The sequence below is a fragment of the Limnohabitans sp. genome (assembly GCF_017848645.1).
Lineage (GTDB): Bacteria > Pseudomonadota > Gammaproteobacteria > Burkholderiales > Burkholderiaceae_C > Limnohabitans_A.
This window is the reverse complement of sequence record NZ_JAFEIF010000022.1, coordinates 1-11,791: the sequence shown is the minus strand read 5'-3', so window position 1 is coordinate 11,791 and position 11,791 is coordinate 1. Positions and strand designations below refer to the sequence as shown.

At 62.0% G+C, this 11,791-nt stretch carries 16 protein-coding genes; 8 read left to right on the top strand and 8 right to left on the bottom strand.

Features of this window, described 5'->3' with window-relative positions:
• Positions 1–173 precede the first annotated feature (173 nt).
• The 3 genes from pyrC (at position 174) to htpX (ending at position 2,981) form a co-directional block, all read left to right on the top strand.
• Positions 174–1,211, top strand: coding sequence for a dihydroorotase (gene pyrC, locus QZ190_RS05595; protein WP_291914518.1), 1,038 nt, complete (start codon positions 174–176; stop codon positions 1,209–1,211).
• Entirely contained in the window at positions 1,190–2,035 is an 846-nt protein-coding gene (locus tag QZ190_RS05590; RefSeq protein ID WP_367114229.1) for a DUF3025 domain-containing protein, read from the top strand. Before pyrC ends, QZ190_RS05590 begins: the two co-directional genes overlap by 22 nt.
• 70 nt (positions 2,036–2,105) lie before the next feature.
• Positions 2,106–2,981 carry a protease HtpX gene (htpX, locus tag QZ190_RS05585; protein ID WP_291914517.1) on the top strand — a complete coding sequence of 292 codons (876 nt, stop codon included), beginning with the start codon at positions 2,106–2,108 and terminating at the stop codon, positions 2,979–2,981.
• Here htpX and QZ190_RS05580 read toward each other — a convergent pair.
• Genes QZ190_RS05580 through QZ190_RS05555 form a run of 6 tightly spaced genes read right to left on the bottom strand, consistent with a single transcriptional unit; the run spans position 2,976 to position 6,772 of the window.
• Positions 2,976–3,620 carry a histidine phosphatase family protein gene (locus QZ190_RS05580; protein WP_291914516.1) on the bottom strand — a complete coding sequence of 215 codons (645 nt, stop codon included), beginning with the start codon at positions 3,618–3,620 and terminating at the stop codon, positions 2,976–2,978. The two genes, htpX and QZ190_RS05580, sit on opposite strands and share 6 nt — an antisense overlap.
• Positions 3,621–3,634: 14 nt before the next feature.
• Positions 3,635–4,276: a DUF4136 domain-containing protein gene (locus QZ190_RS05575; RefSeq protein WP_291914515.1), complete on the bottom strand. Its 642-nt coding sequence runs from the start codon at positions 4,274–4,276 to the stop codon at positions 3,635–3,637.
• A gap of 18 nt (positions 4,277–4,294) precedes the next feature.
• A complete protein-coding gene (gene ttcA, locus QZ190_RS05570; RefSeq protein ID WP_291914514.1) occupies positions 4,295–5,233 on the bottom strand; it encodes a tRNA 2-thiocytidine(32) synthetase TtcA in 939 nt (312 codons plus the stop codon).
• A 5-nt stretch (positions 5,234–5,238) separates the two neighbouring features.
• Entirely contained in the window at positions 5,239–5,610 is a 372-nt protein-coding gene (locus QZ190_RS05565; RefSeq protein ID WP_090141612.1) for a dihydroneopterin aldolase, read from the bottom strand.
• Positions 5,607–6,002 (bottom strand): dihydroneopterin aldolase, encoded by a 396-nt coding sequence (locus tag QZ190_RS05560; protein ID WP_291914513.1) that lies wholly within the window; start codon positions 6,000–6,002, stop codon positions 5,607–5,609. The genes QZ190_RS05565 and QZ190_RS05560 overlap by 4 nt, the downstream gene beginning before the upstream one ends.
• Entirely contained in the window at positions 5,999–6,772 is a 774-nt protein-coding gene (locus tag QZ190_RS05555; RefSeq protein ID WP_291914512.1) for an SDR family oxidoreductase, read from the bottom strand. Before QZ190_RS05555 ends, QZ190_RS05560 begins: the two co-directional genes overlap by 4 nt.
• Positions 6,773–6,849: 77 nt before the next feature.
• On the opposite strand from QZ190_RS05555, the gene QZ190_RS05550 reads away from it, so the two are divergent.
• From QZ190_RS05550 to trxC, 5 genes are all read left to right on the top strand, one after another.
• Positions 6,850–8,007 carry an SAM-dependent methyltransferase gene (locus QZ190_RS05550; RefSeq protein WP_291914511.1) on the top strand — a complete coding sequence of 386 codons (1,158 nt, stop codon included), beginning with the start codon at positions 6,850–6,852 and terminating at the stop codon, positions 8,005–8,007.
• 18 nt (positions 8,008–8,025) lie between these two features.
• Positions 8,026–8,220: a DUF2905 domain-containing protein gene (locus tag QZ190_RS05545; protein WP_291914509.1), complete on the top strand. Its 195-nt coding sequence runs from the start codon at positions 8,026–8,028 to the stop codon at positions 8,218–8,220.
• Positions 8,221–8,602: 382 nt separating this feature from the next.
• A complete protein-coding gene (locus QZ190_RS05540; RefSeq protein WP_231624533.1) occupies positions 8,603–8,818 on the top strand; it encodes a hypothetical protein in 216 nt (71 codons plus the stop codon).
• A gap of 14 nt (positions 8,819–8,832) precedes the next feature.
• Complete coding sequence (gene infA, locus QZ190_RS05535; RefSeq protein ID WP_019426546.1) at positions 8,833–9,093, top strand: translation initiation factor IF-1; 261 nt, start codon at positions 8,833–8,835, stop codon at positions 9,091–9,093.
• A 95-nt stretch (positions 9,094–9,188) separates the two neighbouring features.
• Positions 9,189–9,635, top strand: a complete 447-nt coding sequence (gene trxC, locus QZ190_RS05530; protein ID WP_291914497.1) for a thioredoxin TrxC — start codon at positions 9,189–9,191, stop codon at positions 9,633–9,635.
• 71 nt (positions 9,636–9,706) lie between these two features.
• On the opposite strand, the gene QZ190_RS05525 is transcribed toward trxC, so the two are convergent.
• Both QZ190_RS05525 and QZ190_RS05520 read right to left on the bottom strand, forming a co-directional pair.
• Positions 9,707–10,957: a multifunctional CCA addition/repair protein gene (locus QZ190_RS05525; RefSeq protein WP_291914495.1), complete on the bottom strand. Its 1,251-nt coding sequence runs from the start codon at positions 10,955–10,957 to the stop codon at positions 9,707–9,709.
• Between the two features lie 14 nt (positions 10,958–10,971).
• Positions 10,972–11,655 (bottom strand): glutathione S-transferase family protein, encoded by a 684-nt coding sequence (locus tag QZ190_RS05520; protein WP_291914493.1) that lies wholly within the window; start codon positions 11,653–11,655, stop codon positions 10,972–10,974.
• Positions 11,656–11,791 lie beyond the last annotated feature (136 nt).

The following is an 11,791-nucleotide window of genomic DNA, read 5'->3' as shown; positions in this document are numbered from 1 at the left end:
TATGAGCCCTGGCCCGCAGCCCCGCCTCTGGCTCTACGAGCCGTTTTCCTAGGAGCCCCGACCTGTAACCCACTTTGGGTTCCACGAGCCGTTCTCCCAGGAGCCCTGACCCGTGACCCCATCTCTGGGACCAGCAACGTCAAGCCGACGGCAGGTTTGAGACAATACGCCCCATGACCCAAGAACTCACCCTCATCCGCCCCGACGACTGGCACCTGCATGTGCGCGACGGTGCCGCCCTGAACGTGGTGGTGCCACACACCGCCGCTCAGTTCGGCCGCGCCATCATCATGCCCAACCTCAAGCCGCCCGTGACCACCGCCGAGCAGGCGCTGGCCTACAAGCAGCGCATCCTAGCCGCCGTGCCAGCGGGTATGACTTTTGAGCCGCTCATGACGCTGTACCTGACGGACAACCTGGCCCCGTCAGAGATTGCCCGTGCCAAGGCCGCAGGCGTGGTGGCTTGCAAGCTCTACCCGGCTGGCGCCACCACCAACAGCGACGCGGGCGTGACCGATCTGCGCAAGATCTACCCCGTGCTCGAAGCCATGCAGCGCGAAGGCGTGCTGCTGCTGGTGCACGGCGAAGTCACCTCGTCCGACATCGACCTGTTCGACCGCGAAGCCGTGTTCATCGAGCAGCAGCTGATCCCGCTGCGCCGTGATTTCCCGGGACTGAAAATCGTGATGGAACACATCACCACCAAAGAAGCCGCCGATTACGTGGCCGCTGGTGACGCCAATTTGGGTGCGACCATCACCGTGCACCACCTGCTGTACAACCGCAACGCCCTGTTCTTGGGCGGCATGCGCCCGCATTACTACTGCTTGCCGGTGCTCAAGCGAGAGACCCACCGCCTGGCGTTGGTGCAAGCCGCCACCAGTGGCAACGCCCGGTTCTTCTTGGGCACCGACAGCGCCCCGCACCCGGCGCACCTCAAAGAGCACGCCAGCGGTTGCGCCGGTTGCTACACCGCGCACGCCGCCATCGAGATGTACGCAGAGGCGTTTGATCAGGCGGGCGCGCTCGACAAACTCGAAGGCTTTGCCAGCTTCTTCGGGGCCGACTTTTACGGTTTGCCACGCAACACCGGCACCATCACCCTGCGCCGCGAAAGCTGGACACCTGCTGAAAGCTTTGCTTTTGGTGAGGCCGAACTCAAGCCCCTGCGTTCGGGAGAAAGTCTGCCGTGGCGTCTGGTGGCGGGCTGAGCCCCAACCGGGCCGGGCAGCGCTGTGCGCCCGCCTCCAGCTTGGGCGTGTCCGACATCGATTGGGACGCGCCTTGGCTGGCCGACTGGCGGGCGGTAGGTGAGCCCATCGCACGGCAAGTGGTGGCGAGCGTTGCCCAGCCCGAGGCCTTGAACGCGGCGGGCCGTGCCCCCGTGCGTTTTGTGCCACAAGCCGATTTGCCCGAGGGCCAGGCCTACGAAGACTTCATTTTTGCCACGGGCCAGGTGCCTACCCGCGAGGGCTTGCACGACTTCTTCAACGCCCTGTGCTGGATGCAGTTTCCGTTGGCCAAAAAGCGCCTCAACCACTTGCAGGCCCGCGAAATCGCTCGCACCGGGGTGGGCCAGGTGCGTGGCCCGGTGCGTGATGCCGCGACCGTGTTCGACGAGAACGCGCTGCTGATTCAGACCTCTGATGCGGTGTGGTCTGCCTTGACTGAGCACCGCTGGATCGATGCCTTTGTAGGTTTTCGCAATGAGTGGGCGCACACATGTCTTTGGGCCTTTGGCCATGCCGCGCTTGAAAAAGCGGTGCAACCCTACAAGTCGATCACCGTGCACCTGTGGCGCGTGCCGCAAGGCGTGGCGCAAGCCGACCTCGACGCTTGGCTGGCGCAAGACCTTACGCCCGGAAAACTGGCCTGCAAACCCTTCAGCCCCTTGCCCTTGCTGGGTGTGCCCGGCTGGTGGCTGGCCAACGAAGACCCGGCGTTCTATGCCGATGCCAGCGTGTTTCGTCCTCGGAGAAGCCCGCGCCTGTCAGAAAAACCGTACGCCAATCCGGAAATCACGCCCTCGGCTTGATTTTGCAGTCTGACACCCTAATATTCCCCCCAACGCGCCCGCGTCTTTCGGGCTGAAAGTGAAACTCAACATGAAACGCATTTTTCTTTTCGTTGCAACCAACCTGGCCGTGGTGCTGGTGCTGGGCATCGTCGCCAACTTGCTGGGCGTCAACCGCTTTTTGACGTCCAACGGCCTGAATCTGGGCGCTTTGCTCGGTTTTGCGCTGATCATGGGCTTTGGTGGTGCCATCATTTCTTTGCTCATGAGCAAATGGATCGCCAAAATGTCATCGGGGGTCAAGGTCATTGACCAGCCGGCCAACGCTGACGAGGCCTGGATCGTGGACACCGTTCGCAAACTGGCCGACAAAGCCGGTATCGGCATGCCCGAAGTGGGCATTTTTGAAGGCGACCCGAATGCCTTTGCCACGGGCGCTTTCCGTGACTCGGCCTTGGTGGCCGTCTCCACGGGCTTGCTGCAAAACATGACGCACGAAGAAATCGAGGCCGTGCTTGCCCACGAAGTGGCGCATATCGCCAACGGCGACATGGTCACCATGACCCTGATCCAGGGCGTCATGAACACCTTCGTGGTGTTCATCTCCCGCGTCGTGGGTTATGCGGTGGACAGCTTCTTGCGCAAGGGTGACAGCGAAAATTCCGGCCCCGGCATCGGCTACTACGTGACCACCATCGTGATGGACATTTTGCTGGGCTTTCTCGCTGCGATCATCGTGGCCTGGTTCAGCCGCCAGCGCGAGTTCCGCGCCGACGCCAGCGCCGCGCAGTTGATGGGCCGCAAGCAGCCCATGATCAACGCACTGGCCCGCTTGGGCGGTGTGCACACGGCCGAATTGCCCAAGAGCATGGCCGCCATGGGCATTGCGGGCGGCATTGGCCAGCTGTTCAGCACCCACCCGCCCATCGAGCAGCGCATCGCTGCGCTGCAAAACAGCGCTTTATAAAGACGACTCGTCTTTGGCCAAAGTGTCCAGGTGGGTGGTGTCGCCCCAACCCACCAGCGACAGGCCTTGCGGTGTCCACAGCAACCGGTTGACGGCCGTGTTGGTCAGCGCCCAAGTGCGCGGCGCTTGCAGGTCCAGGCGGGTGGCGGCGCGGTACAGAATGTCGAGCACGCCGCCGTGGGCCACCATGACGACTTGTTGGCCAGGGTGTCGGGCGGCCAGCTCGTCCACGGTGGCCACAATCCGTTCGTGCAAGGCCATCAAAGATTCACCGCCATCGGGCGGTGTCCAGTCCGGCGTGCGTTTGCGCCAATGCCAAGCGTGTTCGGGCAACTCGGCTTCGATTTCGGCAAAAGTGCGTCCTTGAAATGCACCAAAGTGCCGTTCACGCAGACCCGGGTGCGCAGTCACCGTTTGGCCCATGGCCTTCGCAATCGCTTGGGCCGTGGTGTGGGCGCGCGACAGGTCGCTCGCATAAATTGCATCGATGGCATCGCGCTGAACCAGCGCTTGGGCCAGGTGCTGCGCTTGGCGCAGGCCCACGTCATTGAGCGGGATGTCCAGATGGCCCTGCAGCCGGGTGTCGACGTTCCAGGCGGTCTCACCGTGGCGGATCGCCAAAATTCGGGTCGGTTCCATAAATTCCTTGGGTCTCAGCGCGGCAGTTCGATGTTGACCCGGCGCGGGCCAGCCGGTGGGTTGGGGAAGTTGGCCAGTGCGGCCTGGAACAGGGTGGCAAAAATTGGCACGCTGTCGCTCCAGGGGCCGGCGTGGCTGGCGCGGGTTTCATAGACCACTTGGCCTGATTTCAGGTCGCGCATGACGACGCTGACTTCTCGGCGGTAATGGGTCGGCGGCGGAAAGCGCATGCCCATGCCCAGACCGATGTGCGAGCCAAAGCCTCCACCAAAGCCTGATCCAATGGCGATGCTGCCGTAAGGTGTCCAGCCCGGCCCGAGAGGACGGCCCCAAGGGTCGGCCAGGTACTGCGTGCCGCTGAAGCCCACCATCACGCTCAGGCTGGCGGCGGCGTCATCACGCACCAGACCCACAGCCGTCATGGCGGCTTGGGCTTGCTGCTCGGCCAAACCGGCTTCCGGGTTGTGCACCTGCGAGGGCAGGCGCTCAAAGCGGTATTTGGCCCCCTGCAAACTCATGCCGGGCGGCACGGCGGCCACAGAAACCACATCGCTGTCGATCAGGCGCATCGAGGCGCAGCCCGTCACCAGCGTCAAGGCCACCACGGCCAAGGCCAACGAAAACCACCGCGTGAACTGCCGAGTTGCTGTGTGCATGCGCTGACCCCTAAAGAATTACATCGAGATGACCTGGATGCCCGGCAAAGAGGGCTCCTTGAACTCTTCCTCGTCAAACGCCTTGTCGCCGTCGTCTGATTCAATGCCGGTGATTTTCAGGTCCTTGAAGCCGTGCAGCTTGGCGTCCATCAAATGCGAGGGCACCACATTTTGCAAAGCCGAAAACATGTTTTCAATCCGGCCAGGGTGTTTCTTTTGCCACTCGCGCAACATGTTGCCCACCTGCAGGCGTTGCAGGTTTTCCTGGCTGCCACACAGGGTGCACGGGATGATGGGGAACTGTCGGTGCGCTGCCCAACGGATGAGGTCGGTTTCGGCCACATAGGCCAGCGGGCGGATCACCATGAACTCGCCGTTGTCGCTGACCAGCTTCGGGGGCATGCCCTTGAGCTTGCCGCCAAAAAACATGTTCAAAAAGAAGGTCTGCAGCATGTCGTCGCGGTGGTGGCCGAGCGCGAGCTTGTTGCACTTGAGCTCCCGTGCCACGCGGTACAAAATGCCCCGGCGCAGGCGCGAGCACAGGCTGCACATGGTCTTGCCTTCGGGAATCTTGTCCTTCACGATCGAATACGTGTCTTGCGTCTCGATGTGGAACTCCACGCCCAGCTCTTTGAGGTAAGCGGGCAGGATGTGGTCCGGGAAACCCGGCTGCTTTTGGTCCAGGTTGACCGCCACCAGTTCAAAGTCGACCGGGGCGCGGGCTTTCATCTTGAGCAAGATGTCGAGCATGCCGTAGCTGTCTTTGCCACCCGACATGCAGACCATGATGCGGTCGCCCGCTTCGATCAGGTTGAAGTCGCTGATCGCTTGGCCCATTTGGCGGCACAGGCGTTTTTCAAGCTTGTGGGTTTCGCGTTCGATCTTGATGGCCTTGGCGGCCTCTGATTCGGCTTGTGCTTGCACCCAGGCGTTGTCGTTTTCTGTGTCTGTGTTCATGAGGTTCACCACTGTCCGGTTTCCATGCGAATGGCCACTTCGCAGTCTTCAAAAATTTCAAGTTTGGCAATCTTGACGCGCACGCCCAACACGCCGGGCAACTGCATCAGGCGGTTCGAGAGTTTGCCGATCATGGTTTCGAGCAGGTTGATGTGCTCAGCGGTGCACTCATCGATGATGATCTTGCGCACCTTGCGGTAGTCCAGCACATGGTGGATGTCGTCGTCGCTGGGCAGCAGGGGTTGTGTGCCCAGGTTCAGCTCGGCATCGACCTGGATCGGCTGGGGGTCGATTTTTTCATGTTCTAGGATGCCCAGGTTCGCGTCAAAGCGCAAACCGGTCAGCTCCAGGGTTTGGTGTCCGGCTGGGGTTTTCATGTCGGGCTTTTGGTCTGAAAAATTTCCACCCCAACCGCTTCGCAGTCCGGGTACACATCGGGTTTGCAGCTCGACAGGCGCACCGCCTGCACATGCGGGTGGGCGATCAGCTCGCGCATGAGGTCGTCGCACAAAGTCTCTTGCAACACGATGTGGCCTTGGGCTACCCGGCGCGCAATCACCTCACGGATGAAGTCGTAGTCCACCACCTCGGCCAGGTCGTCCTGCGTGGGGGTGGACGCGCTGTAGGGCACGAACAGTTCCACATTGAACACGATGCGCTGGGGGCCGAACTTTTCAAAGTCGTGCGCACCAATGCGCACATCCACCGTGTGGTTGCGCAAAAACAGGCGTCGGCAGTTCAGCGCCAAGTCGGTCATCAGCTCGCTCATGCAGCGTCTTTCGGTTCACCCAAAAACATCACGTCGCGCGCCAAAGGCACCAGGTGCTGGCCGTTGTCCACACACACCGTGGTGCCCGTGATGCAGGGGTTTTGTGCCAAAAACAGGCAGGTGGCCGCCACCTGCGCCGGGTCGATCGGCTCGCGCAGCAGGTTCACGCGGCTGTTGCGGTCAAAGTTCTCTTGGGTTTGCGGGCCGCTCAAAAACATCAGGCCCGGGGCCACGCCGCACACACGCAAGGGGGCCAAGGCTTGCGCCTGCAGGGCCACGGCACGTTCCAGCGCCAGTTTGGACACGGTGTACGAAAAATAGTCCGGGTTCAGGTTGAACACCTTCTGGTCCAGGATGTGGACCACGCTGCGCTGGCCGGGCGTGGCCTTGGGCGCGGCCTGCTGGGCCATCAGCGAGGCCAAGAGCATGGGTGCGATCAAATTCACTTCGAGTTGCTGGCGTGCACCGGGCAGGTCCATGTTGGTGCCTTCGTCCGGCTCGAACAGCGAGGCGTTGTTCACCAGGCTGTCCAGCGGCCCAGTGGTCTGTGTGATGTGGACCATCATCCGCTCGACTTCGGCACTTTGTGCCAGGTCGGCTTGCACCAGTTCGACATTGGCGCCCTGCGACTGCAGCTCGGCCTGCAAGGCCTGCGCCGCAGCTGCGGAGCGTTGGTAATGGCACCACACGCGCCAGCCCGCCGCTGCGAATTGGCGAACGATCTCTGCGCCCAGGCGGTGAGCGCCTCCGGTGACCAGAACTTGTTTCATGAAGGGGGGCTGGGCAGATGGGACTGCGCAGGAACATCCAAGGTGACAAAGGGCTGAATTATCGGGCAAGCCATGGATTGGGCCCCCGGCACCCCAGCAAACCCCCGTACGCCTTCGGCGACAATCGCTGCGTGAGCACGCCGAACCCCCATCCCCCTTCTGAATTGACCCCGCTGATCCATCAGGCCATCGCCCAAGCCGGTGGCTGGATCGGTTTTGACCGTTTCATGGCCATGGCCTTGTACGAGCCGGGCTTGGGGTACTACACCAACGCCTTGCAAAAGTTCGGCGCCATGCCCGCTTCGGGCAGCGATTTCGTGACCGCGCCGGGCATGTCGCCCCTGTTTGGCCAGACCCTGGCGGTGCAGGTGAAAGAGGCACTGGCGGCCACAGGCACGGATGAAGTCTGGGAATTTGGCGCGGGCACCGGAGCCCTGGCCTTGCAATTGCTGGACAGTCTGGGCGACGCCGTGAAGCGTTACACCATCATCGACTTGTCGGGCACTTTGCGTGCCCGCCAGGCCGACACTTTGCTGCAACACGCAGGCAAAGTGCGTTGGCTGGACGCCTGGCCCGATGCCATCGAGGGCGTGGTGGTGGGCAACGAGGTGCTGGACGCCATGCCGGTGCAGCTGCTGCAGCGCACTCAGGGTGTCTGGCACGAGCGCGGGGTGGTCAGCACCGCTGAAGAATTCGCTTGGCAAGACCGCCTGACCGACCTGCGTCCGCCTGTGGACATTGAAGGCAAGCACGATTATCTGACCGAGATTCACCCCCAAGCCGAGGCCTTCATCACCAGCCTGGCCGAGCGGTTGCTGGCCGGACGCGGCGGGGCAGCGTTCTTTCTGGATTACGGCTTCCCCGAGGCCGAATACTTTCACCCTCAGCGCCACATGGGCACCGTCATGTGCCACCAATTGCACCAGGCTGACGACAACCCCTTGGTGGCGGTGGGCCAAAAAGACATCACCGCCCATGTCAACTTTACCGGGGTGGCCTTGGCCGGCCAAAACGCTGGTCTGCAGGTGCTGGGTTATGCCAGTCAAGCCTGGTTTTTGCTGAATCTGGGGCTGGCCGAGCGCATGGCCGCCGCCAGTCTGGCCGCGCGCAGCCAGGCCCAGCGCCTCATCAACGAGCATGAAATGGGCGAGTTGTTCAAGGTGATCGGTTTTTCCACTTCCACCGACTGGTCGGCCCAGGGCTTTGCCCGGGGCGACCGCTCGCACCGCCTGTAACCGGCACCGAGGCAAACGATGCTGCGCTGGCTCATTGTGGTGTTTCTGGCCCTGATCATTTTCAGTGGCCTGCAAAAGTGGTTGCAAAAATGGGGTTTTGGTCGCCTGCCCGGGGATTTTCGCTTTCGTCTGTTTGGCCGCGAATTTTTCATCCCCATCACCAGCACCTTGCTGCTGAGCATGGTGGCGGCAGGCATCGCACGCTGGGTGTGAGCGGCCAAGGGGGCAAAAGCAGCCCATAGACGAACGTGTTACAGTGCAGCACGCCAATGGCGACTTATGCCTATCTCGCTCTTACTGAGCCGATAGCGCATCCCGGCAGAGGGATGCCAGTCTTGTCCTCCACTGTGCAAATCGCCCGCCATGCTTTTGAAGAGCTGGGCCCAGACGATTTTTTTGCTTCCTTTTTCACGCACCTCTGCACGGTGCTGTTGTTGGGCAGGCCTTCAGGGCTGCTTATGGGGGCGCTTTTTTGGCAGCAGGACATGCCAAGACCCGTGCCGCTGCACAGCCCCCTAGAGGGCCGAAAAAAGCGGTTCGACCCCCTCCGTTAAAATACATGACTATTTCATATTGTTCACACCAACCCATCTCCATGGGAAAATTCCGAATTCAGCCGTGCTCCAGGGCTTTGCCCAATGGCGCATTTGGCGCGCAAGTGTCCGTGGCCAGTGGCCGTGGCAGCGCCAGCACCGACCGCGTGATGCGGTTTGTGCCCGAATTCGCCACCCCGGCCGCCGCCAGCCAATACGCCCTCGATGAAGGCATGTTGTGGGTAGAGCGCCAGACGACAAAACCGATCCTGCTTTGAGAAAGACGTTTTAAATGGCTAAAGAAGAACTGATTGAACTGATGGGCGTGGTCAACGAGGTGTTGCCCGACACCCGTTTTCGCGTGACCCTGGACAACGGCCACCAACTGATTGCTTATTCGGCCGGCAAGATGCGCAAGAACCACATCCGCATTTTGGCGGGTGACCGTGTGACGCTCGAGCTCTCGCCTTACGACCTGAGCAAAGGCCGCATCAGCTTCCGTCACCTGGCGGGTCGCGCCCCCATGGCGCCGCGCCGCCCTCCAGCGCGCTGAGCTAGTCCCGCGCCGGGTCTTGACCTGAGTCAGGGCCCCCGGACCTTGAATCGTGCAGCATGGCCCCCAAGTGTTTTTGAAATACAGGGGATTCCATGACCGATTCAGCCAGCGCTTTGCACATTGTTTGTCCGCACTGCCACACCACCAACCGCGTGCGTGTGGCCGACCTGCACAACGCACCCGATTGCGGACAGTGCCACACACCTCTTTTTGACGGCCATCCGTTGGAACTGGACGCTGCCAGTTTCGATAAGCACATCGGCCGCAGCCATGCGCCGGTGTTGGTCGATTTTTGGGCCCCTTGGTGCGGTCCATGCCGGATGATGGCCCCGGCTTATGAGCAGGCCGCTGGCCTGTTAGAGCCCCAGGTGCGGGTGGCCAAACTCAACACCGAAGAAGCGCAGGCCATCGCCGCCCGCTTCAACATCCGCAGCATCCCCACACTCGCATTGTTTGTCGGCGGCAAGGAAGTCGCCCGCCAGGCTGGCGCTTTCCGCACGGCGCAAGACATCGCCGACTGGACGCGTTCGCACCTTTGAATGTGGCTTTGTCGGAGCGGTCTCCGACCGCGAAGCCTTTGGGGCGGGTTGATCGCGGTCAGAGACCGCTCCTACAGAGAAGCTGCAAGCGCTTGGGCGCGCGCTTTGGCGATCTGCTCACCAATCTTGGGGCCTTTCAGGCCTTGGGCCGCCGCAGCCTCAGCAATGGGCGCGGTTTCGACGGACAGCGCGGCCTGCTGGGCTTTGAGCAAGCGTTCGGCCTGCGGGTAAGCGGCCTCTTCAAACCCCAGCCGTCCCCGTGCATCGCATTCGCAGGCTTGCAGCACCCGTGCAAAGCGCTCGGGCTGGCGAATGGCGTCACAACGGTCGAGCAATCGCATCAAGGCCTCTGGCCCCAGCTCGGCGCTGCGGTGGATGTTGCCGTGTTCACGTGCCACCACCTCGGCCAGTTCCTTGCAGTCGGTCGGCACGCGCAGGCGTTCACACACCTTTTGCAGCAGTTTGACGCTGCGCCCTTCGTGGCCGATGTGGCGGGGCAAGACATCAGTGGGCGTGGTGCCTTTGCCCAGGTCGTGCATCAGGCAGGCCACACTCACCGACAGCGGCATGTTCAACCGCGCAGCCATGTCCATCACCATCATCATGTGCACGCCCGTGTCGATCTCGGGGTGGTATTCCGGTCGCTGGGGCACGCCCCACAGGCGGTCCAGCTCGGGCAACAAGACTTTGAGCGCACCGCAGTCGCGCAGCACCGCGAACATGCGCGAGGGTTGGGCGCTCATCAACCCGCGTGCCAACTCCTGCCAGACGCGTTCGGGCACCAGGTGGTCGACTTCGCCGTCCTCGACCATCTGGCGCATCAGCGCCATGGTGTCGCCCGCCACAGAAAAGTCGGCAAAGCGCGCTGCAAAGCGTGCCAGCCGCAGGATGCGCACAGGGTCTTCGGCAAATGCCAGCGTGACATGCCGCAGCACCTTGGATTGCAGGTCTTGTTGTCCGCCATAAGGGTCAACGATGTGTCCAGCCCAGGTGCTGGGCGGCTGATGTGCCAGTGCCTCGGACACGGCCATGGCATTGACCGTGAGGTCGCGCCGGGCCAGGTCTTCTTCGAGCGTGACATCGGGTGCGGCCTGTACCGCAAAGCCTTTGTAGCCCCGTGCCGTCTTGCGCTCAGTGCGGGCCAGCGCGTATTCCTCGCGGGTCTGCGGGTGTAAAAACACCGGAAAGTCCTTGCCCACAGGCACAAAGCTCTGCGCGGTCATGGCCTCGGGCGTGCTGCCCACCACCACCCAGTCGCGGTCGTTCACGCGTTCACCCATCAAGGCATCGCGCACCGCACCGCCGACGACAAAAACCTGCATGTCCGTGTCTGCCTTCAGCGAGAAAGCCGGAAAGGCTCTTCGAAGTCGATGAAATCCTGCTCGGCCAGCGCCTCTTCGATCCAGGCTTTGACGCCGGGCAGGGCGCACACGCGCTCCATGTAGGCGGCTACGTCGGCTGGCACCGGCAGGGCGTAGGTTTTCAGGCGCATGACGACTGGGGCAAAGTAGGCGTCGGCGACAGAAAATTGGCCAAACAGCATGGGGCCGCCGTGTTCTTGCAGCAGACCACTCCAGAGGCTGCAAATACGTTCCAGATCAGCGCGCACGGCGGGCTTGTCGCGCAGGGCCAAAGCGCCGATGTCGGGCAGGTGTGCCTCGATGTTCATGGGGCAGGCGCTGCGCAGGCCCGTAAAACCGCTGTGCATTTCGGCGCAGATGCTGCGGGCACGTGCCCGAGCGGCGCGGTCCGCAGGCCAAAGCTGTTTTTCAGGAAATTGCTCGGCCACATATTCGGCAATCGCCAGGGTGTCCCACACGGCCAGGCCATCGTGCACCAACACGGGCACTTTGCCCACCGGGTTCACGTCTTTGAGCGCGGCCTTGAACTGCGAGTCGGGCGCGAAGCTGTCAAAGCGGACAAAGACCTCTTCAAAGTCAATGCCCGCCTGGCGCAGCAGCACCCAGGGGCGCATGGACCAGGACGAGTAGTTTTTGTTGGCGATGTAGAGCTGGATCATTTTTTCTCCCGGAAATCAGACCCTGCATGTTAACGGCCTAGCAGGCTGCTGAAATACTCACGTCGTCAGAGGGGCCCTGTTGCCCCGCTTCACGATTTGCCCGATTTTCTTTTCGTATTTTGAAATTTCAGCCCCC